21 protein-coding genes are annotated in these 23,376 nt (G+C 69.7%); 10 read left to right on the forward strand and 11 right to left on the reverse strand.

What is annotated here, in order from left to right:
• Positions 1 to 50: 50 nt before the first annotated feature.
• Entirely contained in the window at positions 51 to 977 is a 927-nt protein-coding gene (locus ACP93_RS15435) for a LysR substrate-binding domain-containing protein (protein ID WP_048491554.1), read from the reverse strand.
• 100 nt (positions 978 to 1,077) lie between these two features.
• On the opposite strand from ACP93_RS15435, the gene ACP93_RS15440 reads away from it, so the two are divergent.
• Genes ACP93_RS15440 through ACP93_RS15450 form a run of 3 tightly spaced genes read left to right on the forward strand, consistent with a single transcriptional unit; the run spans position 1,078 to position 2,377 of the window.
• Positions 1,078 to 1,428: a carboxymuconolactone decarboxylase family protein gene (locus ACP93_RS15440; protein ID WP_048491555.1), complete on the forward strand. Its 351-nt coding sequence runs from the start codon at positions 1,078 to 1,080 to the stop codon at positions 1,426 to 1,428.
• Positions 1,428 to 1,826: a tautomerase family protein gene (locus ACP93_RS15445; RefSeq protein ID WP_048491556.1), complete on the forward strand. Its 399-nt coding sequence runs from the start codon at positions 1,428 to 1,430 to the stop codon at positions 1,824 to 1,826. The genes ACP93_RS15440 and ACP93_RS15445 overlap by 1 nt, the downstream gene beginning before the upstream one ends.
• Complete coding sequence (locus tag ACP93_RS15450; protein WP_048491557.1) at positions 1,823 to 2,377, forward strand: DUF4865 family protein; 555 nt, start codon at positions 1,823 to 1,825, stop codon at positions 2,375 to 2,377. Before ACP93_RS15445 ends, ACP93_RS15450 begins: the two co-directional genes overlap by 4 nt.
• A 27-nt stretch (positions 2,378 to 2,404) precedes the next feature.
• On the opposite strand, the gene ACP93_RS15455 is transcribed toward ACP93_RS15450, so the two are convergent.
• The 6 genes from ACP93_RS15455 to radC all read right to left on the reverse strand — a co-directional run bounded on the left by ACP93_RS15455 (position 2,405) and on the right by radC (position 10,594).
• Positions 2,405 to 3,412 carry a pyridoxamine 5'-phosphate oxidase family protein gene (locus ACP93_RS15455; protein WP_048491558.1) on the reverse strand — a complete coding sequence of 336 codons (1,008 nt, stop codon included), beginning with the start codon at positions 3,410 to 3,412 and terminating at the stop codon, positions 2,405 to 2,407.
• Positions 3,413 to 3,734: 322 nt separating this feature from the next.
• Positions 3,735 to 5,786, reverse strand: coding sequence for a TonB-dependent receptor (locus ACP93_RS15460; RefSeq protein ID WP_048491559.1), 2,052 nt, complete (start codon positions 5,784 to 5,786; stop codon positions 3,735 to 3,737).
• A 251-nt stretch (positions 5,787 to 6,037) separates the two neighbouring features.
• Positions 6,038 to 6,793, reverse strand: a complete 756-nt coding sequence (locus tag ACP93_RS15465) for an SDR family NAD(P)-dependent oxidoreductase (protein ID WP_048491560.1) — start codon at positions 6,791 to 6,793, stop codon at positions 6,038 to 6,040.
• Between the two features lie 367 nt (positions 6,794 to 7,160).
• A complete protein-coding gene (locus tag ACP93_RS15470) occupies positions 7,161 to 8,009 on the reverse strand; it encodes an SPOR domain-containing protein (protein ID WP_048491561.1) in 849 nt (282 codons plus the stop codon).
• Positions 8,010 to 8,024: 15 nt separating this feature from the next.
• Entirely contained in the window at positions 8,025 to 9,713 is a 1,689-nt protein-coding gene (argS, locus tag ACP93_RS15475; protein WP_048491562.1) for an arginine--tRNA ligase, read from the reverse strand.
• Positions 9,714 to 9,919: 206 nt separating this feature from the next.
• On the reverse strand, positions 9,920 to 10,594 hold the full coding sequence (gene radC / locus ACP93_RS15480) for a RadC family protein (RefSeq protein WP_048491563.1): 675 nt from the start codon (positions 10,592 to 10,594) through the stop codon (positions 9,920 to 9,922).
• Positions 10,595 to 10,690: 96 nt separating this feature from the next.
• Here radC and coaBC point away from each other — a divergent pair, with 96 nt between their 5' ends.
• Genes coaBC through ACP93_RS15495 form a run of 3 tightly spaced genes read left to right on the forward strand, consistent with a single transcriptional unit; the run spans position 10,691 to position 14,790 of the window.
• A complete protein-coding gene (gene coaBC, locus ACP93_RS15485) occupies positions 10,691 to 11,968 on the forward strand; it encodes a bifunctional phosphopantothenoylcysteine decarboxylase/phosphopantothenate--cysteine ligase CoaBC (RefSeq protein WP_204243701.1) in 1,278 nt (425 codons plus the stop codon).
• Positions 11,965 to 12,435: a dUTP diphosphatase gene (gene dut, locus ACP93_RS15490; RefSeq protein ID WP_048491565.1), complete on the forward strand. Its 471-nt coding sequence runs from the start codon at positions 11,965 to 11,967 to the stop codon at positions 12,433 to 12,435. Before coaBC ends, dut begins: the two co-directional genes overlap by 4 nt.
• 15 nt (positions 12,436 to 12,450) lie before the next feature.
• Entirely contained in the window at positions 12,451 to 14,790 is a 2,340-nt protein-coding gene (locus tag ACP93_RS15495) for a phosphomannomutase/phosphoglucomutase (protein WP_048491566.1), read from the forward strand.
• A gap of 49 nt (positions 14,791 to 14,839) precedes the next feature.
• On the opposite strand, the gene ACP93_RS15500 is transcribed toward ACP93_RS15495, so the two are convergent.
• Together ACP93_RS15500 and pyrE are read right to left on the reverse strand one after the other, a co-directional pair.
• Entirely contained in the window at positions 14,840 to 15,511 is a 672-nt protein-coding gene (locus ACP93_RS15500) for a hypothetical protein (protein WP_048491567.1), read from the reverse strand.
• A gap of 18 nt (positions 15,512 to 15,529) precedes the next feature.
• Entirely contained in the window at positions 15,530 to 16,189 is a 660-nt protein-coding gene (gene pyrE / locus ACP93_RS15505; RefSeq protein ID WP_048491568.1) for an orotate phosphoribosyltransferase, read from the reverse strand.
• 134 nt (positions 16,190 to 16,323) lie between these two features.
• On the opposite strand from pyrE, the gene ACP93_RS15510 reads away from it, so the two are divergent.
• From ACP93_RS15510 to ACP93_RS15520, 3 genes are all read left to right on the forward strand, one after another.
• The gene (locus tag ACP93_RS15510) at positions 16,324 to 17,124 is read left to right on the forward strand and encodes an exodeoxyribonuclease III (protein ID WP_048491569.1); all 801 of its coding nucleotides are present in this window, start codon (positions 16,324 to 16,326) and stop codon (positions 17,122 to 17,124) included.
• On the forward strand, positions 17,121 to 18,440 hold the full coding sequence (locus tag ACP93_RS15515; RefSeq protein WP_048491570.1) for an AmpG family muropeptide MFS transporter: 1,320 nt from the start codon (positions 17,121 to 17,123) through the stop codon (positions 18,438 to 18,440). The genes ACP93_RS15510 and ACP93_RS15515 overlap by 4 nt, the downstream gene beginning before the upstream one ends.
• Before the next feature lie 65 nt (positions 18,441 to 18,505).
• Positions 18,506 to 18,733, forward strand: a complete 228-nt coding sequence (locus ACP93_RS15520) for a hypothetical protein (protein WP_026143529.1) — start codon at positions 18,506 to 18,508, stop codon at positions 18,731 to 18,733.
• Between the two features lie 15 nt (positions 18,734 to 18,748).
• Here ACP93_RS15520 and ACP93_RS15525 read toward each other — a convergent pair whose 3' ends face one another.
• Positions 18,749 to 19,879, reverse strand: a complete 1,131-nt coding sequence (locus ACP93_RS15525; protein ID WP_048491571.1) for an anhydro-N-acetylmuramic acid kinase — start codon at positions 19,877 to 19,879, stop codon at positions 18,749 to 18,751.
• An 89-nt stretch (positions 19,880 to 19,968) separates the two neighbouring features.
• Positions 19,969 to 21,423 (reverse strand): peptidoglycan DD-metalloendopeptidase family protein, encoded by a 1,455-nt coding sequence (locus ACP93_RS15530; protein WP_048491572.1) that lies wholly within the window; start codon positions 21,421 to 21,423, stop codon positions 19,969 to 19,971.
• A 168-nt stretch (positions 21,424 to 21,591) separates the two neighbouring features.
• On the opposite strand from ACP93_RS15530, the gene tyrS reads away from it, so the two are divergent.
• Positions 21,592 to 22,803 carry a tyrosine--tRNA ligase gene (gene tyrS / locus ACP93_RS15535; RefSeq protein ID WP_048491573.1) on the forward strand — a complete coding sequence of 404 codons (1,212 nt, stop codon included), beginning with the start codon at positions 21,592 to 21,594 and terminating at the stop codon, positions 22,801 to 22,803.
• Positions 22,804 to 23,376 lie beyond the last annotated feature (573 nt).

Raw genomic sequence — 23,376 nt, forward strand, 5'->3', positions numbered from 1 at the left:
TCGCCGGCGGCGTCCTGATCGCCAGGAGGGTGCCCTGCAAGGGCGGCAAATCAGCCTCGGAACACCTCCCCATCCCGGGCCAGCGCTGCATGCGCCGCCTGCAGGCGCTGTTGCAGGATCTCGGCCAGCCGTGCCACCGCCGGCGGCGGCGTGGCAACCGCGCGATGCAGGCTCAGTCCCAGCGCGGGCAGCGTCGGCAGGCCGCCGGCGCCCGGCGCCAGCAGGGTCAGCCCGTCCGGCACGCCGGCGGATGTGCGCAGGGTGATGCCCAATCCGGCACGCACGGCCGCCCACACGCCGCCGAGACTGGCGCTGGTGAAGGCGATGCGCCATGGGATGCCGGCGCGGTCCAGTGCGGTGGTCGCGGCGGTGCGCAGCAGGCAGGGCGCTTCCAGCATCACCAGCGGCAGCGGCGCTTCGCCGCTCCAGGTGGCTGTCGTGGGCGCGTTGCTGCGCTCGCCTGCGGCGATCCAGCGCAGCGGCCACGCCGCTTGCGCCTGCCGATGCACCGAGGCCGCGCCGGACTCCCAGGCCAGGGCCAGGTCCAGTTGCCCAGCCTCGACCCGCGCCAGCAGTTCCTGGTGGCGGGCGATGCGCGCTTCGATCCGCACCTGCGGATGGGCGCGGGCGAAGCGTCCCAGCACGTCGGGCAGCATGTGTTCGCCGAAGTCCTCCTGCAGCCCCAGCCGTACCCAGCCCTGCAGCGCCGTGTCCTGCAGCGCCACGACCGCCTCGTCGTTGAGTTCGAGCAGCCGCCGCGCGTAGCCCAGCAAGGCTTCGCCGGCCTCGGTCAGGGCCAGGCCGCGGCCCTGGCGGCGCAGCACCGGCTGCCCGGCCTGTTCCTCCAGCTTCTTCAACTGCGCGCTGATCGCCGAGGTGGAGCGCCCGCGGCGGTCGGCGGCCCTTGCGAAGCTGCCCAGTTCCACGCCGGCGACGAAGCTGCGCAGCGCATCGAGATCGAAGGTCACCGGGCGCATCTGTCGATCCTGTTTTTCCGGATGGTCATTTCGATATTTTCCGATTTTTCGCAAGGTCCTGCGCGCCTACGCTGTGCCCGTTCCCACAGCGAGACCTCCGATGTCCGACCCTGGCATGCCGTTCCCTTCCCCGCAGGCCGCGTTCGGCGACATCGCGCCGGCCTTCGCCCGCCTGACCGACGAGGTGCTGTTCGCCGAGGTGTGGCAGCGCCCCGGGCTGTCGCTGCGCGAACGCAGCCTGGTCACGGTGGCGGCGCTGGTGGCGCTGTATCGCCTGGAGCAGTTGCCGCTGCACCTGGCTCGCGCGCTGGACAACGGCCTGGACCGCGACACGCTGGCCGAAGCCATCACCCACCTGGCGTTCTACGCCGGTTGGCCATGCGCGGCGTCCGCGCTGCCTTTGCTGCGCACCGCCGCCGCGGCGCGGCCGGCCATGCCGGAGACGTGCTGATGCCGTACGCCCGCATCTCGCTGCTGCGCGGCCACCCGCCCGCCTACCTGCGCGCGCTGTCGGCCAGCCTCTACCAGGCCCTGCACGAGGCCTTCGAGGTGCCGGCCGGCGACTGCTTCCAGGTCATCCATCAGCACGACCCGGACGAACTGGTGTTCGACCGCCACTACCTGGGCGGACCGCGCTCGGATCGCTTCGTGCTGGTCGCCATCACCGCCGGCCGCGAACGCAGCGCCGCCTGCAAGCAGGCGTTCTATCGGCGCCTGGTCGAACTGCTGGCGATCGCCCCGGGAATTCCACCGGAGGACGTGATGGTCACCATCGTCACCACCGCCGCGCAGGACTGGTCCTTCGGCGGCGGCCGCGCCGGCGTCGTGGCCCGTGGAGTGCCGGCATGATCGCCATGCAGTACAGCATCGCGTTGCCGGCGGACTACGACATGGCCATCGTCCGCCGCCGCATCGCCGCCAAAGGACCATTGCTCGACACGCTGCCCGGGCTGCAGTTCAAGGCCTATCTGGTCGCCGATCGCGCCGATCCGGTCCTGCCCGGCGAACAGAACCTGTATGCGCCGTTCTATCTCTGGCGCGATGCTGCGGCGATGCACGCGTTCCTTGCCGGTCCCGCGTTCGCTGCGCTGTGCGATGCCTTCGGCCGTCCGGCGGTGCAGGCGTGGATGGTCGACACTGCGTGGACGTCCGCGGCGCTGCGCACGGCGCGCTACGCCACCCGCGCGCTTCCGGCAGCATCGGCTGCCTGCGGAAACGACACTGACGACATGCACGCGCCTGACCAACGCGTGCTGGCCACGGTGCACGGCTACGAACCGCAGGGATGGACGCGGCTGCGCTTTCGCCTGTGGCGCGACTTGCCGCCGGCAGACGACGATGCACGGCGCTATGCCGTGCATCACCTCAGCGCACCCGGCGTGACCGACGCAGCCGGGTGAGCCGGGTGAGCCGGCGGCGTCGCCTGCTCAGTACATGTTTTTCTTGTAGTCGGCCTGCAGCCCTTTGCGCACCACGCCGGGCACCGAGACCGCCGCGCGCAGCAGCGCGGCCTGGGCACCACGCGCGCCGCTGAGCCGGACGTGGTCGCGGAAGATCGCCGGCGGGTCCAGGTCGTGTGCGGTGGCGGCGGGCGGCCAACGGTCGAAGCGACCCAGCGCAGGGCTGTGCATGTCGTCGAGCACCGCCGGCAGCACCCGCACCGCCAGATGCGGAACGCGTCCATCGACGGCGAGCGCGTTGCGGATCGCCTCGTCGGTGCTGGGGCGGGCGAGCCCTTCGATGCGCACGCAGCGCGCGCTGCCGGGGCGCAGTGCCAGCAGCGCGAGCTGCGGCCGCGCCAACAGATTGCCCAGGCTGTCGACACGGCGATTGCCCGGCCGGTCGGCGAACCACCAGGCGTCGCGGTGGGCTTGCAGCAAGGCCCCGGCGCGATCGCCGCGCGGGCTGACATCGACGCGGCCCTCGGCATCGGCGGTGGCCAGGATCAGCAGCCGGCAGCTGGCGAGCAATCCTTCTGGCGTCTCCGGCGCCGTGGCGTCGGTCTGTGTCTCCGCGTGCCACCAGTCGGCGCGGAGCAGCGCCTTGGCGCAGTGCAGATAGCATTCCTCGACGGCGACGAACACGCGCGTGCCGTCGTCGCCGGCGATGCGGCCATTGATCCGCAGCGTTTCGCCGAGGCCGGGCACCAGGAACAGCGAACCGAAACCCGCGCCGACGTGCGTGTCGGCCGCGTCCAGCGCCTGCAGCGGGAGCGACAGCAGGTGCGGGGTGTCGCCGCGTGCGAAGCCGGGCGCGCCGCTGCCTGCGCTCAGCGCCAGGCGCTGGCCGGCGACGCCAGCGAACAGCAGGGGGCTGGCGGCCAGCCAGCGCAGCGCATGCGCGTCCAGGTGGTCGATCACCTTCATGTCGCGCGGGCCGGGCAGGCGGCCCACGCAGTCCTGCAACTGCGCTGCGTCGGTGACGAAGTCGGTCATCGCGGCGTCTCCCGGAAACGGAAGACGACGAGGTCGAAAGAAGCGGACGAGGTCATCGCAAAGCACTCCTGTGAACGAGCGGGAGGCTTGCGCGAAGGCTGGCGACGTCTGGAACCGTAGCACAGCGCGGCGGACGCCGCGTCCGGCGACTTACGGTCGTCCTTGGCCAGGCAAAACCGTGACAGGGCACCTCTCATCTCCCCGGGGACGTGTCCCGTAGGAGCGGCTTCAGCCGCGACAGGGGCGTTCCCGGTGAAGCCCGTCGCGGCTGAAGCCGCTCCTACGCAGCAAACCGTGGCGGATGCAGGTGACGCGAGGGGCCCTACAGCCGCAGTTCGAACCCGAGGTAGGCCGAGCGCCCGGGCGCTGGCGAGAACATCGGCTGGTCGTTGCCGCCCCAGAAGAAATTGTCGTACCAGACGTAGGCGTAGCGGGCGTCGGTGAGGTTCTTCACCTGCAGGTCGAGGCTCGCGCGCGGGCTGAGCTGGTAGCGCACGCTGGCATCGACCACGCGGAAGCCACCGTACTTGCCCTGGGTATTGCGTTCGTCGATGTAATAGTCGCCCTGCGCGCGCGCCTGCAGCCCCAACTTCCAGCGCGCGTCGGGCCGGTAATCGAGGCCGGCGTTGCTGATGTAGCGCGGGGTGGAGAACACCTCGCGCCCGCGCAGCGATTCGCCGGTCGCGGTGAAGGCGCTGACCACTTTGGCTTCCTGGATCGCGTGCGACAGCCACAGCGTCCAGCGCTCGCCCAGTTGCGTGCTCAGTTGCAGGTCCACGCCCTGCCGGCGGGTCTGGCCGAGGCCGACCGTGGTGCCGGTGCTGGGCATGTTGGCCACTTCGTCGGTGGCGTCCTGGCGCCAGACCGCCACGCGCGCTTCGGTGCCGGCCACCGGCTGCAGTTTCAGGCCCAGCTCCTTGCCGGTATTGATCGAGGGCCGGAACGTACTCTGCCCGGGCGTCAGGTAGGCCGGCGCGGTCGAGCCGGTGAGGATCTGGAAGGTGCGGCCCCAGTTCGCATAGACGCTCAGCCGTTGGGTCAGCGCGTAGATCACGCTGAGCTTGGGCTGGTCGATCCAGCCGTAGCGCTGCAGCGGCGCATGCACGCCGCCGGGCAGTGCGGTCTCGCCGGAGAAGCGATCGGCGCGGAACGCGGGGACGATCTTCAGCGCATCGGTCGGCTGCAGCACCGCCTGCAGGTACAGGCCGAGGTTGTCCAGGCTGTAGCGGTCGTCGTTCTGCACGCGCGCCGGGGCACGGTCGAAATCGGTCGGTATGCTGTAGGCGTAGCGCGAACGCCGGTAGCGGTTGTCCTGGTGCTCGGCGTTGAAGCCGCCTTCCACGCTCAGCAAATCGCTGGCCTGCCAGCTGACGGTGCTGAGCAGGCCGGTCTGGGTTTCGTCCCATTGCCGGCGTTGCCGCGGTGCGTTGCCGAGCGGGTAGCTGGTGAAGGTGACGTGGCGGTCGTCCTCATAGCGGTTGAAGTACAGCGTGTTGCGCAGCTGCAGGCCGTCGCCGAGCTTGAAGTCGGCGTGCACGCTGGCCTGGCGCATGTCGCGGTCGTCGCCGTCGTTGGCGTTCTTCGGCGGCGACTGCTCGCGGTCCTCGGCCAGTTGCGCGGCGGTGAGGAAGCCCGGTTCGTCGGCTCCGTGGTGGTAGAGCCGGGCGATCAGGCCGATGCGCGCGGCATCGTCCTCTTCGCCATAGAACCACTTGCCGCCGAGCGTGTACTTGCGCGAGCTGTCGTGCGCACGATAGCCGTGCGCGGCCTGCGCGCCGACGAAGTAGTTCTGCGCCAGGCCATCGGCCTCATGGCCGGCGGCATACTGCAGTTCGCGCGTGGCGAAGCTGCCATAGCTCAGCCGCAGGTCCTGGTAGTTGCCGCCCTGTCGGGTGGCGATATTGAAATTGCCGCCGATGTTGTGCAGGCCGTAACGCGGGTCGTTGGTGCCGCGCACCACCTCGATGTAAGCGATCTCCAGCGGGAAGATCATGTCGATGAAGCGCTGGTTGCCGCTGTTGACGTTGCTCGGCACGCCGTCGATCAGCACCTTGATGCCGTTGATGTAGCCCTCGCCGTTGAAGGCGCGGAAGGTGACCTTGCCGGATTCGGCACCCTGCCGGGTTTCGGTGAGCTGCATGCCGGGCATCTGCCCGAGCAGCTCCCAGCTGTTCATGACCTGCTTGTCGCTGATTTGCTCGCTGCCGAGCACGTCGACCGAACTGAGGATGTTGCGGGTGGACAGCGAGGCGGCGCTGTGGCGCCGCGCTTCCACCGTACCGAGGGTGGTGGTGGTGTCGGTCGACGTCTGCGCGGCGCCGTCACCGGCCGCGAGCCCGGCCAGCACGGCGAGGGCGTGGGTGTAGGTCTTCATGGTGTCTGCAGACAAGGGGAGGGAGACTGGCGGCAGCGGCGGGACTGCGGGCGAGCGGTGGTGCGCGGTCCGATGCATGAACGCGGCTCCATTGAAGTGATGTTATATCATTTCGTTAAGAAGTTGTCGGAATCGCCAGTCGCCGCGCGATAGGCGCCCGTCTTTGCCGCATGGGCGGCAGAGCGCCTTCGCTGCGCAGGTGCGCACGAGGAAGAACGTGGTGGGGCCGCGCGTGGCGGCTCCGCGGCCCGTCAGGCCGGTTGCCGCGCGACCTGGAAGCCGGCGAAGGACTGCGTCACCGGCATGATTTCCAGCCGATTGATGTTCAGATGCGGCGGCAGCGTCGCCACCCAGAAGATCTGTTCGGCGATGTCCTCGGCGGTCATCGGCTGCGCGCCCTGGTAGAGCGTGTCCGAGGCCTTCTGGTCGCCATGGGTGCGGACCAGGGTGAACTCGGTCTCGGCCATGCCCGGTTCGATCGCGGTGACGCGCACGCCGGTGCCATGCAGATCCGAGCGCAGGCCCAGCGAGAACTGGCTGACGAACGCCTTGGTGCCGCCGTAGGTGTTGCCGCCCGGGTAGGGGTACAGCGCGGCGACCGAACTGATGTTGATGATCGCGCCGCGACGCTGGATCAGCGTCGGCAGCAGGCGATGGGTCAGCGTCACCAGCGCGGTGATGTTGGTGTCGATCATCGTGCGCCAGTCGTCCAGTTGCGCGGCCTGCGCCGGCGCGGTGCCCTGGGCCAGGCCGGCGTTGTTCACCAGCAGGTCGATGCCGCGGAACGCCTCCGGCAGCGCCGCCAGCATCGCGTCCAGGGCGCCGGTGTCGCGGATGTCGAATGCGGCGATGTGCACGCGCTCGGCGCCGAAGGCGTCCAGCAGCGGCTGCAGGCGCTCGGCGCGGCGGCCGGTGGCGATCACGCGCCAGCCGGCATCGACGAAGCGGCGCACGGCGGCAGCGCCAAAACCGGAGGTGGCGCCGGTGATCAGGGCAGTCTGGGTCATTGGGGGCCGGGAATGGGGAGTGGGGAATCGGGAATGGTAAAAGCAAAGCGCGGTCGCGCGCGTCGACAGGGCCATGTCCCCGCGGGGGAGTCGGTGCAAGCGCTCGATTGCGTACGAGTGCCGCGCGACAGCTCGCTGTTCTGAAGCGCCTACCAAGCCCGCGTGTCGCGCGGAAGGGGAGCGCTCACGCGCGCATTCCCGATGACCTGCCTACTACGCCTTGTTCGCAGCGGCTGGCAGGCCGCTGCCATTGAACTGCAGCGCCATATCAAGCCGGCGTGGCTCAATGTCAGCGGCGACAGCGCATGCACGCACGCGAAGGTGCCAATGGCATGGAGGCCGCTTCTCCCATTCCCGAATCCCGGCTCTACTGCGCCTTGATCGCGATCGCCGACAGCCCGCTGCCGTTCAACTTCTGCTTGGCCTCGGCCAGCTCGCTGGCGGTGCCGTAGGGGCCCATGCGCACGCGGTAGACGGTCTTGCCGCTGATCTGCGCCGATTCCACGCGTGCCGTCAGGCCGAGCATCGCCAGCTTGGCCTTGGTCGACTCGGCGTCGCCGGAGGCACCGAACGAGCCGGCCTGCAGGATGTAGCGCGCGGTGTCGGGCGCCGCGGTCGCGGCGGCAGCCGCCGGTGCGGTGGTCGCGGCCGGCGTTGCCGTGGCGGTTGCCGGCTTGGCGGCGGCTGGCGTGGCCGCGGTGCTGGCCGCCACGCTCGGTGTTTCCGGCAGCGGTGTCGGATTGGCCGCGGTCGCCGCCGGCGCGGCAGTGGCCGCTGCCGGGGTGGTCCCGGTCGCGGCGGCCGTCGCACCTGCGGCAGCCTGCGCCTTGGCCTGGCGAACCGCCTCGGCGCGCGCGCTGGCAGCCAGTTCGGCGTCGGACATCTGCACTTCCTTGCCGGGCAGCAGGGTGTAGAAGTCGTACTGGGTCTGCGCGTCCTTCTTCGCCTCCGGCTTGGTACTGCCGGCCGCGTTGGCGGCGGGCTTGGGCAGATCCGGGGCCGCGTCGACGTCGGCATCGGCCACCGGCGCCGGTTGCGCATCCGGATTGGCGCGCGGGCCGCCCACGCGCAGGAAGTCGCCATCCTTCTTGAACAGGCCCGGCGCGCCGAGGAACACCACCGCGGCGATCGCCGCGCCGGCGATCAGCCACACCCATCCGGGCGTGCCGTTGCCGGTGTTGCGCCGGGCCTGTGTCTTACCGCGTCGTGCTGCCATTTACCGCTTCTCCACTCACATTTTTTCCGGGGCCGAGACGCCCAGGAGATTCAGACCGTTTGCCAGGACCTGCTGCGCCGCCACCGCCAGGGTCAGCTTGGCGTTGCGTTCGCCGGCGTCGTCCACCAGCACCGGGGTGCCGTGGTACCAGGTGTGGAAGGCCGTGGCCAGTTCGCGCAGGTATTGCGCGATCAGATGCGGCTCCAGTGCATGCCCCGCATTCTCCACCACTTCCGGGTAGCGCGAGAGTTCCTGCATCAGCTCCAGCGAGGTCGCGTCGTTCAGCCGGTTCAGCTGCGCCTGGCCGTCGGCCTGGTCGTAGTCCAGCTTCTTCTCCTGCGCCTGACGCAGCAGGCTGCACACGCGGGCATGCGCATACTGCACGTAGAACACCGGGTTGTCATTGCTCTGCTGACGTGCCAGGTCGATGTCGAAGGTGAGCTGCGAATCGGGCTTGCGCGCGATCAGGAACCAGCGCGTGGCGTCGCGGCCGGCTTCCTCGATCAGGTCGCGCAGGGTCAGGTAGCTGCCGGCGCGCTTGGACAGCTTCACTTCCTCGCCGCCGCGCATCACCGTGACCATCTGGTGCAGCACGTACTCCGGCCAGCCCTTGGGGATGCCCAGGTCCATCGCCTGCAGGCCGGCGCGCACGCGCGCCAGCGAGCCGTGGTGGTCGGCGCCCAGCTCGGTGATGGCGCGCACGTAGCCGCGCTGCCACTTGCTCAGGTGGTAGGCCACGTCCGGGACGAAATAGGTGTAGCTGCCGTCGGACTTGCGCATCACGCGGTCCTTGTCGTCGCCGAAATCGGTGGATTTCAGCCACAGCGCGCCGCCCTCTTCGTAGGTATGGCCGGAGGCGACCAGCTTCTGCACCGCCTCCTCGACCTTGCCGTCGCGGTACAGCGAGCTTTCCAGGAAGTAGATGTCGAAATCCACGCCGAACGCGGCCAGGTCGTGGTTTTGCTCGTTGCGCAGATAGGCCACGGCGAAGCGGCGGATCGCGTCCAGGTCCTGCGGGTCCTTGGCGCCGGTGACCACGTGGCCTTCCAGGTCGACCGCGGCGCCGGCCATGTAGGCGTCGGCCACGTCCTGGATGTAGTCGCCGCGGTAGCCTTCCTCCGGCCAGTCGGGGCTGTCCGGGGTCTTGCCCTGGGCGCGCGCCTGCACCGAGCGGGCCAGGTTCTCGATCTGGTTGCCGCCGTCGTTGTAGTAGAACTCGCGCTTGGCGTTCCAGCCGTTGGCCTCGAGCAGGCGCGCCAGGCAGTCGCCGATGGCCGCGGCGCGGCCGTGGCCGACGTGCAGCGGCCCGGTCGGGTTGGCCGAGACGTACTCCACGCCCACGGTACGGCCATTGCCGACCAGGCTGCGGCCGTAGTCCTCGCCCTGCTTGAGCACGGCCAGCACCTCGCGCTGGTAGGCGCCGGGACCGAGATGGAAATTGATGAAGCCGGGGCCGGCGATCTCGACCTTGCTGACATCGTCGTTGGCCGGCAGCGCGTCCACCAGCTGCTGGGCGAGGGCACGCGGATTGGTGCGCGCGGCCTTGGCCAGCAGCATCGCCGCGGTGGTGGCGAAGTCGCCGTGCTCGCGGGTCTTGGGCCGCTCGACCACGAAGTCCGGCGGCAGGGTGTCGGCCGGCAGGGTGCCATTGGCGCGCAAGGCTTCGATGCCTTGACCGATCAGGGCGCGGAGTTGGGATTTCACGAGATCTCTGCTTGAAGCGCGGAACCGGCGATTTTACCCGACCCGCCGCCTCCCGGCCCGTCCCGGGTTCAGCCCGACCTCAGCCGTGACGCGGCGACCGCCGTGCGAGCGCGCCCTGGATCCGCTGCCGGCCTGGGTGGATCATGGCCGGCCTCGCCGGGAGCCGCACCACCCCAGGCATGGCGCGGCCAGTCACCCGCCTCGATTCAGGCCCAGCCGCGCGAGGCCATCGAGACCGGCACGCCGTCGCCGACGATGAAGTGGTCGAGCAGGCGCACGTCGATCAGGTCCAGCGCCTGTTTCAGCCGCTCGGTGACCGCGCGGTCGGCAGGCGAGGGCTCCGGGTTCCCGGACGGGTGGTTGTGGCCGATGATCACCGCGGCGGCATTGAGCGTGAGCGCCCGTCGGACCACCTCGCGCGGATGCACCTCGGCACCGTCCACGGTGCCCTGGAACAGTTCCTCGAAGGCCAGCCAGCGGTGCCGGGTATCCAGGAACAGCGCGGCGAACACTTCGTATGGACGCGACCGCAGGCGTTGCGCGAAGTAGCGGCCGGCGGCGACCGGGTTGCTGAGGGTGTCGCCGCGCTGCAGTTCCGCGGCCAGGTGGCGCTGGCCCAGTTCCAGCGCCGCCGACAGCTGGCAGGCGCGTGCCGGTCCCAACCCGGGCAGGCGCACCAGGTCGCCAGGCGTTCGGTCCAGCAGCGTGCGCAATGGCCCGTGCCGCTGCAGCAGGTCGCGCGAGGTGCGCACCGCGTCGCTGCCGGGCAGGCCGGAGCCGAGAAAGATCGCCAGCAGTTCGGCGTCGGAAAGGGCCCGGGGACCGCGTGCCAGCAGCTTTTCCCGGGGACGTTCTTCGCAGGGCCAGTCGGAGATGTGCATATCGCCAGGGTGCCGGCCGACATGGCGCAACGGTATCAGGCCGCCAAAAACCATCGGGTAAGCTAATCGTCCTTGTATGGGTAGGACATTCCCGACGTGACCCCGATTTTCGAGAGGCCCCTGCAGGGGCGACGTGTGCTGTTGTGCGTCGGCGGGGGAATCGCCGCCTACAAGGCGCTGGAACTGGTGCGGCGCCTGCGTGACGCCGGCGCCGAGGTGCAGGTGGCGATGACCGCCGGCGCGCAGCAGTTCGTCACCCCGCTGAGCTTCCAGGCGCTGTCCGGTCATCTCACCCGCACCACGCTATGGGACAGCGGGGCCGAGCAGGCGATGGGCCACCTAGAACTGGCCCGCTGGGCCGAGCAGGTGGTGGTGGCGCCGGCCACCGCCGACCTGCTGGCGCGTTTGGCGCACGGGCTGGCCGACGACCTGGTGGGCACGCTGTGCCTGGCCAGCACCGCACCGTTGACGGTGTGCCCGGCGATGAACCACCGCATGTGGCTGCACCCGGCCACCCAGGCCAACATCGCCACCCTGCGCGCGCGCGGCGCACAGGTGGTCGGCCCGAACGACGGTCCGCTGGCCGAAGGCGAGTCCGGCCCTGGCCGCCTGGCCGAGCCCGAGCAGATCGCCGCCGCGCTCGCTGGGCGTGCGGACCAGGGCGCCGCGTCGGCCACGCCAGCCGCCGCCACCGCCGTCCCATCGCGTTCCGGTACTGGCACCGCCGGCGCCCTGCGCGGCCTGCGCCTGCTGATCAGCGCCGGCCCCACCTACGAAGATCTGGATCCGGTGCGCTACCTGGGCAACCGCAGCAGCGGCAAGATGGGCTACGCGCTGGCCGCCGCCGCCGCACGGCTGGGCGCCGAGGTGGTGCTGGTCAGCGGCCCTGTGCATTTGTCTACGCCCGACGGCGTGCAGCGCATCGACGTGCGCTCGGCCGCGCAGATGCGCGAGGCGGTACTCGGCGCGTTGCCGGCGGATATCTACATCGGCACCGCCGCGGTCGCCGATTACACGCCAAAACAGGTGGCCGCGCAGAAGATCAAGAAGAGCGGGGAGACCCTGACCCTGGAGCTGACCCGGACCCCGGACATCCTGGCCGAGGTCGCCGCGCAGACCCAGGCGCTGAAGCTGGTGGTCGGTTTCGCCGCCGAGACCCACGACATCGAGCGCTATGCCCGTGGCAAACTCGCCGACAAGCACCTGGACCTGATCGTGGCCAACCGGGTGGGGGTGGCCGGCAACGGCTTCGAGAGCGACCAGAACGCGGCCACCGCCTATTGGCAGGATGGCGAACGCGACTTCCCGGCGGTCTCCAAGACGCAGCTGGCCGAACAACTGCTGGACCTGATCGCGCAGAGGCTGCACGCATGAGCACTCCCACGCCCCATCCGCTGCAGGTGAAGCTGCTGGATCCGCGCTTCGGCGACAGCTGGCCGCTGCCCGACTACGCCACCGAAGCCAGCGCCGGGCTCGACCTGCGCGCGGCCACCGAGGCGCCGCTGACCCTGGCGCCCGGCGACACCGCGCTGATCCCCAGCGGCCTGTCCATCTACATCGCCGATCCGCAGCTGTGCGCGGTGGTGCTGCCGCGCTCGGGCCTGGGCCACCGCCACGGCATCGTGCTCGGCAACGGCACCGGCCTGATCGACGCCGACTACCAGGGGCCGCTGCTGATCAGCGTCTGGAACCGCGGCCGCGAGGACTTCACCATCGCCCCCGGCGATCGCATCGCGCAACTGGTGGTGATGCCGATCGTGCGCGTCGCCCTGCAGGTGGTGGATACTTTCGCCGACAGCGCCAGGGGAACGGGTGGATTCGGCCATACCGGAGTGCGCTGACAGGGGATCGTCTGCATGAGCGAGGCAACACAAGTGCGGCCGGTGCCGCAGGGTTTGCGCAAGGTGGCGCCTCTGCTGACGGTGCTGCTGGTGCTGTTGGTGGTCTGGTTCGGCTGGAGCGGGGTCGAGCAATGGCGCGCCGAGCAGGCCGCCGCCACGCTGGAGCAGGCGCGCGATGACGCGGTAACGCAGACCCAGCAGGCGCTGGCGGGCGTGGGCAAACGCCTGTCCGAGCGCCTGCAGCAGCCGGCCGTGCAAGCGGCGCTGAGCCGCGGCGACGCCGCGGCCGCCGCCCAGGCCCTGCGTACGGACTGGGCGCAGGCCGAGGACGCACAGGTGTTGCCAGCCGATCTGGAGCCGGGCTACGCCGATGCGGCGCACTTCGGCTACGGCCGCCTGGCGCTGCTGGAGAAGGCGCTGATGACCGGCAAGCTCGCCAGTGCGGTGATCCGCGATGGCGGCGGCCCGCGCCTGGGCCTGGCTGCGCCGGTGTCGCTGGGCGGCAGCGCCGGGGTAGTCTACCTGCGCCTGCCGCTGACGCTGCTGACCGACCCGGTCGCGCAGGCGTCGGTGCCGGGCACCGGCTACCTGGCCCTGCGCCAGGGCAGCTACGACGTGATCGCCGCCGGCGACAATGCGCTGCACGACCGCGCCGACGCGATGTCGCGCCCGGTCGGCGACAGCGGCCTGCGCATGGTCGCCTCGCTGCCGGATACCGAAGCCGGTCCGCTGGGCCTGGGCGCACTGCCCTGTCTGCTGGTCGCCGGCCTGTGCGCGGTGCTGGGCGGGCTGCTGTTGCTGGCCGCGCGCGGGCGCCTGCCGCAACCGCGGGTGCGCCGTGCGGGCGCGGCCGCCGCCGAAGAAGACACCTTGCAGCAGAGCCTGCAACGCCAGGAGCCACCCCCGCCGCCGCCGCCGTCCGCCGCCGAGGAGGCCGCGCCGGCCAAGCCGGTGCCGGCATTCACGGTGGCACCGGAGATCTTCCGCGCCTACGACATCCGCGGCGTGGTCGGCCGCGACCTCAGCCCGCAGGTCGCGGCGTTGATCGGCCAGGCGATTGGCGCGGTGATGCAGGAGCAGGGACTCAACGAGGTGGTGGTCGGCCGCGATGGCCGCCTGTCCGGGCCGGAATTGTCGGCGGCGCTGATCGAAGGCCTGCGCCGCGCCGGCTGCCATGTCACCGACATCGGCCTGGCGCCGACCCCGGTGGTGTACTTCGCCGCGTACCACCTGCGCGCCGGCAGCTGCGTGGCGGTGACCGGCAGCCACAACCCGGCCGACTACAACGGCTTCAAGATCGTGGTCGGCGGCGAGACCCTGTCCGGCGCCGCCATCGCCGACCTGCATGCGCGGATCAGCGCCGGCCGCCTGCCCACCGCCGACGAACCGGGCCGGCTGCAGCAGCGCGACGTCGGCGACGACTACATCCAGCGCATCGCCGACGACGTGCAACTGGACCGCCCGCTCAAGGTCGTGGCCGATGCCGGCAACGGCGTCGGCGGCGAACTGGCGCCGCGGCTGCTGGAGGCGATCGGCGCCGAGGTCGTGCCGCTGTATTGCGACGTCGACGGCACCTTCCCCAACCACCATCCCGACCCCAGCGAGCCGCGCAACCTGGAGGACCTGGTGCAGACCGTGCGGCGCTTCGACGCCGACCTGGGCGTGGCCTTCGACGGCGACGCCGACCGCCTCGGCGTGGTCACCAAGGACGGTACGGTGATCTACCCGGACCGCCTGCTGATGCTGTTCGCCGCCGACGTGCTGCAACGCAATCCCGGCGCGTTGGTGATCTACGACGTCAAGTGCACCGGCAAGCTGTCCGACTACGTGCTGCGCAACGGCGGCAGCCCGCTGGTGTGGAAGACCGGGCATTCGCTGATCAAGGCGAAGATGCGCGAGACCGACGCCGAACTGGCCGGCGAGATGAGCGGCCACTTCTTCTTCAAGGAGCGCTGGTACGGGTTCGACGACGGCCTGTACGCGGCGGCGCGGCTGCTGGAAATCCTCGCCCAGCGCGAGGAATCGCCATCGGACGTGCTGGCCGAACTGCCCGACAGCGTGGCCACGCCGGAGATCAAGCTGCCGGTGGACGGGCAGGACGCCCACGCGCTGGTCGCCGACCTGGTCACCCAGGCGCAGCAGGACGGCTCGCCGTTCGCCGGCGCGCGGCTGCTGACCATCGACGGCCTGCGCGCCGATTTCCCGGACGGCTGGGGGCTGGTGCGCGCCTCCAACACCACCCCGGTACTGGTGCTGCGTTTCGAGGCCGACAACACGGTGGCGCTGGAACGGATCAAGGCACTGTTCCGCGCCCAACTGCAGGCGGTGCTGCCGGGCCTGGCGCCAAGCTTCTGAGGAAGCGCCGCGCGCCCGGCCTGATGCGGGCGCCGGGCCGCGCGGCGGCTCAGCCGCCGGCGGTGGTCGCGGCCGGCGCCGGGCCGTTGCCTCTGGCGGCGCGATAGCGCTGCAGCACGTCCTCGATTTCCTGATCCAGGCCGAGCCGTTGCTGCTCGAAGTTCTTCTGCATGCGCAGTTGCCACAGCAAGGCGCGGTGCCGCTGCTGCACGTCGTCGGCGGTCTTGGCCGGCACGCTCTGCCCGGTCAGCTCGCGCGCGCCGGCGCTGGAGAGCAGGCCGACCAGGCCCTGGCGCAGGCTGTCGACGTTGTAGCGGGCGGTGTTGATGTTGTTGTCGACGATGCCGATGCGCTCGGCGAACACCCGGCGCAGTTCGTCCTCGGTCTGGTACGACAGCAGCATCGCCTGGTCGGTGCGCTTGCGCGTCTCCAGTGCGGCCTGGTCGGCGCGCTGCTGCGCGGCGTCGGCGGCAGCCGCCGCGCGATCCTCGGCGTTCAGCGCACGCCCGACGGCGGCGCTGCGTATGCCGCTGGTGGCGTTGAACTCGTCGCGTGCCTGGTTGACCGCTTCCGGCGGCAGCGCATCGCTGCAGGTGCGTTGGCCGCCCTGGTTCCAGCAATACAGCTTCTTGGACGGTGCCGACGCCTGTTGCGCGGCGGCCGGCAAGGCCAGCAGCGCCAGCACGGCCGGCAGGACGCGATTGCGTGGTCGGATCGGCATCGTGGCAGCCCCCTGCTGTCAGCCAGACGAAGCGCAACCGTAGCGGGCCCGGTAGGCCAGCAACGGTTCGCGGAAGCCGACAAGGTCTGCGTTTCCGTCGATGAATGCAAGCAGGTCGCCCAGATGCGCGACCGAGACCACAGGAACGCCGGCCTCTGCGGCCACCGCCTGCGCCGCCGAGCGGCGATCATCCTCGGCGGCGATCTCCTGGCGGTCCAGCGCGACCAGGATCGCGGCCGGCTCGCCGCCGGCGGCGCGGATGATGCCCAACGCCTCGCGGATCGCGGTGCCGGCGGTGATCACGTCGTCCACGATCAGCACCCGGCGGCCGGCCAGCGGCGCGCCGATCAGGCTGCCGCCTTCGCCATGCGCCTTGGCTTCCTTGCGGTTGAACGCCAGCGGCAGGTCGCGCCCGCGCCGTGCGTACTCGCACGCCACCGCCGTCGCCAGCGGAATGCCCTTGTAGGCCGGGCCGAACAACAGATCGAAGTCGAGCCCGGCGGCATCGGCCGCATCGGCGTAGCACGCCGCCAGCCGCGCCATGCTGGCACCGGAGTCGAAGCGCCCGGCATTGAAGAAATACGGACTGAGGCGCCCGGACTTCAGCGTGAACTCGCCGAAGCGCAGCGCCTCCGCGTCCAGGGCCAGTTGCAGGAATCGTTGCCGGTAGTCGGTCATTGGAAGGCTGGGATTCGGGATTGGGGATGACGGGATTTGTGAAAGCATAGCCGGTCACGCCCATGCAGCGTCCGCGCATGGGGTACGCTTTTACGAATCACTAATCCCCAATCCCAAATCCCGGCTCCCCACCCATGCGCATCATCAGCTTCAACGCCAACGGCCTGCGATCGGCCGCCACCAAGGGCTTTTTCGAGTGGTTCGCCACCCAGCAGGCGGATGTGCTGTGCGTGCAGGAGACCAAGGCGCAGGAGCATCAGCTGGCCGGGCCGGCGTTCCTGCCGGACGGCTACCGGGTCTGGTTCCGCGATGCCAGCACCAAGAAGGGCTACAGCGGCGTGGCCATCTACAGCAAGCGCGACCCGGACGAGGTGCGCACCGGGCTGGGCTGGCCCGAGTTCGACGAGGAAGGCCGCTACATCGAGGCGCGCTTCGGCAACCTGAGCGTGGTCTCCTTCTACATTCCCTCCGGGTCTTCCGGCGAGCTGCGCCAGGGCTACAAGTTCCAGGTCATGGACTGGCTGCGGCCGATCCTGGTGGAGTGGCTGCGCAGCGGCCGCGACTACGTGCTGTGCGGCGACTGGAACATCGTGCGCTCGGCGCTGGACATCAAGAACTGGAAGTCCAACCAGAAGAACTCCGGTTGCCTGCCGGCCGAGCGCGACTGGCTCAACGGCCTGTGCGCCGACCGTGTCGACGACGCTGACCCGGCCAGCGGCCGCGGCTGGGTCGACGCCTACCGCGCGCTGCATCCGGAGGGCCAGGACTACACCTGGTGGAGCAACCGCGGCGCGGCGCGCGCCAACGACGTCGGTTGGCGCATCGACTACCAGTTCGTTACCCCGACGCTGCGCGAGCGCCTGCAGGGCTGTTCCATCTATACCGCGCAGCGCTTCTCCGACCATGCGCCGTTCACGGTGGACTACCGCGAATGAGCGGCGGTGCTTCCGCGGCGCCGGTGTCCTATAAGGGCTGGGCCGGGATCAAGCGCGCCTTCGCCACGCCATCGGCGGCGACGATGGCGCTGCTGGGCTTCGGTAGCGGCCTGCCGTTCCTGCTGATCGCCTCGCAGACCCTGTCCACGCGCTTGCGCGACGTCGGCCTGGACCTGGGCAGCATCGGCCTGATCAGCCTGGCCAGCTTCTTCTACCTGCTCAAGTTCCTGTGGGCGCCGCTGCTGGATCGCTACCGTTTCCCGCTGTTCGGCTTCCTCGGCCGGCGCCGTTCCTGGTTGCTGGTCGCGCAGCTGGGCGTGGCCGTCGGGCTGGTGGCGCTGGCGTTCACCCGCCCCGAACTGAGCGTGGGCGCATTGGTGCTGTGGGTGCTGATCGCCTCCTTCGCCGGCGCCACCCAGGACTCGGTGGTGGACGCCTACCGCATCGAGATCGCGCCGCCCTCGGCGCAGGCTGCGCTCGCCGCGACCTACACCTTCGGCTATCGCATCGGCCTGATCCTGTCCGGCGCGGGTGCGCTGTACCTGGCGCAGTTCGGCAACTGGAGGTTGGCCTATCTGGTCATGGCCGGGCTGATGCTGCTGCCGATCGTCACCACCCTGGTGTGCCGCGAGCCGGAGGTGCCGGCGTCGACCGTGGTGCGCAGGATCGACGTGGTCGGTGCGTTCTGGCAGCCGATCTCCAGCTTCTTCTCCAGCAACGGCCTGGCGCTGGGTTTGGCCTTGCTGCTGTTCGTGGGCCTGTTCAAGTTCCCCGACCAAGTGATCGGGGTCATGTCCGGCCCGTTCTACCTGGACTCGGGCTTCGACAAGGCCGACATCGCCACCGTCTCCAAGCTGTTCGGGGTCTGGATGGGGATTGCCGGCGCCTTTGCCGGCGGCCTGGCGGTGGCGGCGTTCGGCTTCCGGCGTATGTTGCTCGTCGCCGCGCTGGGCGTGGCGCTGTCCAACCTGGCGTTCCTGCTGATGGCGCACAATCCTGGCCAGCTCTGGTCGTTCTACGCCGCGCTCAGCGCCGACAACCTGTTCCAGGGCTTCGCCGGCACCGTGTTGGTCGCTTTCATGTCCTCGCTGACCGACCGCAACTTCACCGCCACCCAGTACGCGCTGCTGGTGTCGCTGGCCAACCTGCCGGGCAAGTTCGTCGGCGGCGTCTCCGGCTACATCGTCGAAGCCACCTCCTACAGCACCTTCTTCGTGCTCAGCGCCTTCACCGTGATCCCGACCCTGCTACTGCTGGCCTGGCTGTGGCCGCGGATTCGCGAGCAGACCCCACAGGCGGTCGCGTCCAGCGATTGAAAGGGCGTCCTCAGGCAGGGATGATGGACGGCGGCGCACGTGTGCGCCGCCGTCCGGGAGTCCGCATGAGCGACCTTGTGTTGCGCGATATCGACCCGTTCCTGCTCGAACGCATCCGCCGCATCGCCGTCGCGCGCGGCTGGACCCAGCGCCAGGCGGTGCTGGCGCTGATCGAGCAGGGCCTGTTTTCCAGCGAACACGACGTCCGCAGCGGGTTCGAGCACCGTGAGGTGGATGCGCTGTCGGAGGCGATCGCGGCCTTGCGCGCGCTGCCGGCCGGCAGTGGTTTCTGACCGTCTACGCGTCGCTCAGGCGGGGTGGATCGCACCGAGGATGCGCGGCCCGCGCGCGCCGGTGACCGATGGCAGGTTGCCCGGCAGCCCGGCCAGGGTCTGCCGTGCCAGCCAGGCGAAGCCCATCGCTTCGATGTAGTCCGGGTCCAGGCCCTGCGCCTGGGTCGAGTGCACCTGCACGCCCGGCAGCCGCGCCTGCAGCCGCGCCAGCAACAGCGGGTTGTGCACGCCGCCACCGCACACCAGCAGCTGCCGCGTCGCCGGCTGCTGCGCGAGCAGCGCGTCGGCAACGGTCGCTGCGGTGAGTTCCAGCAGCGTCGCCTGCACCGCGGCCGACGCAGGCGCCGGCGTGTCCAGGCAGGCCTCCAGCCAGCGCAGGTGGAATTGCTCGCGCCCGGTGCTCTTGGGCGGCGGCAGCGCGAACCACGGGTCGGCCAGCAGCCGCTGCAGCAGGTCGGCGTCCACCTCACCGCTGGCGGCAAACGCGCCGCCGGCATCGTAGGGCTGGCCGCGATGGCGCTGGCACCAGGCATCGAGCAGCGCGTTGGCCGGTCCGGTATCGAAGCCGCGCACGGCGCCGTGCGCCGGCAGCAGGGTCAGGTTGCCGATGCCGCCGAGGTTGAGCACGGCCCGGTCTTCGTGCGCCGCCCCCAGCATCGCCGCATGGAAGGCCGGCATCAGCGGCGCGCCGTGACCACCGGCGGCGACGTCGCGGCGACGGAAATCGCAGACCGTGGCGATGCCAGTGAGCTCGGCGATGCGGTTGCCGTCGCCGAGCTGCCAGGTGAAGGCGGGGTCGGCCAGCGGGCGGTGGCGCACGGTCTGCCCGTGCGAGCCGATCGCGCGCACCGCGCCCGGCGCCACGCCGGCGTCGTCGAGCAGGCGCAGCGCGGCCTCGGCGAAGGCGATCGCGACCTCGGCATCGAGCTGGCCCAGCGCGTCCAGCGAGGCGATGTCGCCGCCTTCGCCCAGCGCGATCAGCGCCGCGCGCTGCTGCGGTGCCCAGGCATAGGTGCGGCCCAGTTGCAGCTGCGGGCGTCCGTCATGGTCGAAGCGCACCAGCGCGGCATCGATGCCGTCGGCGCTGGTGCCGGACATCAGGCCCAGGAACAGGGCGTCGTCGGGAACGGCGGAAGGCGAGGGCATGCAAGACACCAGGCGGCGGTCGGCGCCGCAGCGTGGGCCAGGCGCCGCCGCCCGTCAATGCGCGGTGCGGCGCGACCGAATGCCGGCGCTCAGCCGGCGTCGTGCGAGGCAGCGGCCTTGGACGAGGCGACGACCTTCTTCTTCTTCGCCCCCGGCGCGTCGGCATCGGCGTAGATCAGCTTCTCCACACGCTGGATGCGCGCCAGCGCCGGCGACGTCTGCGCGCGGAACGCGGCCAGCTCGGCGCCGGCCAGCGGCGTCGGCGGCGGCATCGTCACCGAGGCCGGATTGCGCTGCACCCCGTCCACGCGGAATTCGTAGTGCAGGTGCGGACCGGTGGCCATGCCGGTCATGCCGACGTAGCCGATCACCGTGCCTTGGTTGATGCGCTGGCCGGCCTTGATCCCGCCGAAGCGCGACATGTGCCCGTACAGCGTGCTGTAGCCCTTGCCGTGATCCAGGATCACCACATTGCCGTAGCCGCGTTGGGTGCCGACGAACTGCACCCGCGCATCGCCGGCGGCCATGATCGGGGTGCCGGTCGGCGCCGCGTAGTCGATGCCCTTGTGCATGCGCATGGTGCCCAGCACCGGATGCTTGCGCGCGCCGAAGGTGGAACTGATGCGGCTATAGGACACCGGCATGCGGATGAAGCTCTTCTTCAGCGGCCGCCCGGTCACGTCGAAATACTCGGCCGGCTTGCCGCCGCGCTCGAAGCGGAAGCCGCTGTAGGTCTTGCCGCGGGTGGTGAAGGTCGCCGCCAGGATCTTGCTGGTGTCGATGCGCTCGCCTTCGCGCCAGGTCTCGTCCATGACCACGCTGAAGCGGTCGCCCGGCTGCAGGTCCTTGTCGAAGTCGATGTCGTACTTGAAGATCTCGTCGGTCATCGTCGCGATCGCCGACGGCGACAGACCGGCCTTGCGCGCGGCCACATACAGCGAACTGGTGATCTCGCCGCTGGTGACCACGGTGCGCGTGCTGGTCTCGCGCTCGATCACCTTTTCCTTGATGTCCTCGCCCAGCAGCGACAGTTCCACCCGGTGGGTGGCATCGCGGTCGAAGCGCAGGGCGCGCAGGCTGCCCCCGTCGGCCAGGTCGAAGCCGATCTCCGTGCCCGGGCGCAGCTTGGTCAGCGCGTCGTGGGTGCCCGGATGGTCGAGCACCCGCTGCATCACCGTGGCCGGAAGGCCAAGCTGCTCGAACACCGAACCCAGGGTCTGCCCGGATTCGATCCGCACCACCTGCCAGTTGTCGGTGTTCGCGGCCAGCTGTTGCTGCGCCAGCGAGATCGGCGGCAACGGCAGTGCCAGCGTCGCCTGCGTGGTCTGCAGCGGCACGTCGATGGCGTTGGAGAAGCCCGGGACGATGGTGGCGACCATCGCGCCGATGGTGGCGAACAGGCTGGCGTGGATCCAGTGGCGGCGCGTCCAGCGGCCGGCGGGAAGATGTTCCTTCAACTTGCGATGCAGCGCAGTGTCGTGGAGAACGTGAAGGCGTTGCTGGAACCGCTGCCGGCGCGCGCGTTCCTGATCACTGTTGGGCATCAAGGCTTCCTCACGAGCCCGAAGCGCGAGCTCAAAACTCGGCTACCATAAACATCGTTCCACAGCGCGTCAAACCATTGAGCCGGCTCGGATTTTCACCTGGCTGCACGGTTAACTCGCTCTTAACGCCATTCACGTTTGTTGACGCCATTTGCCGGAGTTCCTGTTTTGTCCACGATCGAAGAGTCCCTTGCCCTGATCGGCCGCGGTGCCGACGAAATCCTCAAGCGTGAAGAACTGGAGGCCCGCCTGCGCAGCGGCCGCCCGCTGCGGATCAAGGCCGGCTTCGATCCCACGGCGCCGGACCTGCACATCGGCCACACCGTGCTGTTGAACAAGATGCGCCAGTTCCAGGACCTGGGGCACCAGGTGATCTTCCTGATCGGCGACTTCACCGGGATGATCGGCGACCCCACCGGCAAGAACGTCACCCGCAAGCCGCTGACCCGCGAGGACGTGCTGGCCAATGCGCGCACCTACGAGGAGCAGGTGTTCAAGGTGCTGGACCGCACGCGCACCGAGGTGCGCTTCAACTCCGAATGGTTCGGGCAGATGAGCGCGGCCGACATGATCCGCCTGGCCGGCCAGCACACCGTGGCGCGCATGCTCGAGCGCGACGACTTCGCCAAGCGCTACGCCGCGCAGCAGTCCATCGCCATCCACGAGTTCCTGTACCCGCTGGTGCAGGGCTACGATTCGGTGGCGCTGAAGGCCGACGTCGAGCTGGGCGGCACCGACCAGAAGTTCAACCTGCTGATGGGCCGCGGCCTGCAGGAGCATTACGGGCAGCCGGCGCAGATCGTGCTGACGATGCCACTGCTGGAGGGCCTGGACGGGGTCAACAAGATGTCCAAGTCGCTGGGCAACTACATCGGCATCAGCGAACCGGCGATCGATATCGTCACCAAGACCATGAAGATCGGCGATGACCTGATGTGGCGCTGGATCGAGCTGCTGTCCTTCGAGATCGGCGTGAACGAGGCGCAGGCGCTGCAGCAGCAGGTGCAGGCCGGCAGCCTGCATCCGCGCGAGGTGAAGCTGCGCCTGGCGCGCGAACTCACCACCCGTTTCCACGATGCTGCTGCTGCCGAGCAGGCCATTGTCGGCTGGCATGCGGTGGTGACCGGGCAGGGCGACACCAGTGCGCTGCCGCTGCAGCAGGTCGCGGTGCCGGCGGAGGGGCTGCGCATCGCCGCCTTGCTGACCGCGGCAGGCCTGACGGCGAGCAATTCCGAGGCTACCCGCAAGCTGAAGGAGCGGGCGGTGCGCGTGGCCGGCGAGGTGGTGGAGGATCCGCAGCAGAGCTTTGCCCCCGGCTTCGAGGGCGTCCTGCAGGTCGGCAAGCGCACGTTTGCCCGGGTGCAGCTCATCGCCGCATGAGATCGCGTGCCCGGTTGACGCAAGGCAATCGGGCGCACGTGGGGCATAGCTGCTTGCGCTCTATATAGAGACAGTCGCCAGGCACGCCGACCCGTGTCGACTGAATAGCGTGGGCGGCAGGCAGGCGGGGATGGCAGGGTCTCCGCGACGGGAGAGTGAAAAAAGTTTTCACACCCTCTTCCCAAGCGGGCGATTTGGGGCCATACTTTCCCTCCCCTGACGCAACGCCTTCACGGCAAGCAGCAAGGGCGTCAAAAACCTCTTCAAAAAGGTGTTGACGAAGTGAAAAAGTCGGCTAATATGGCCGGCTCGCTTCGAGGAAAAGCCTACGGGTTTGGACGAAGAAGCGGCGTCAACCACCTGATCAAAAAGGTGTTGACGGCAAGAAAAAAGCCGCTATGATGGGCGGCTCGGTTCGACGAAAAGCCTTCGGGTTTGAAGACGAGCCAGCGTCAACCACCTCGAAATGAGGTGTTGACGGAAACAAAAAGCCCGCTATAATGGGCGGCTCACTCGGACGGAAACGTCGGGGCGAAAAAGGGAAAGGCGCTGAGGCCGGCCCCGAAGTTCTTT

Origin of the sequence: Xanthomonas sp. NCPPB 1128 (genome assembly GCF_001043115.1) — a bacterium.
Classification (GTDB): Bacteria; Pseudomonadota; Gammaproteobacteria; order Xanthomonadales; family Xanthomonadaceae; genus Xanthomonas_A.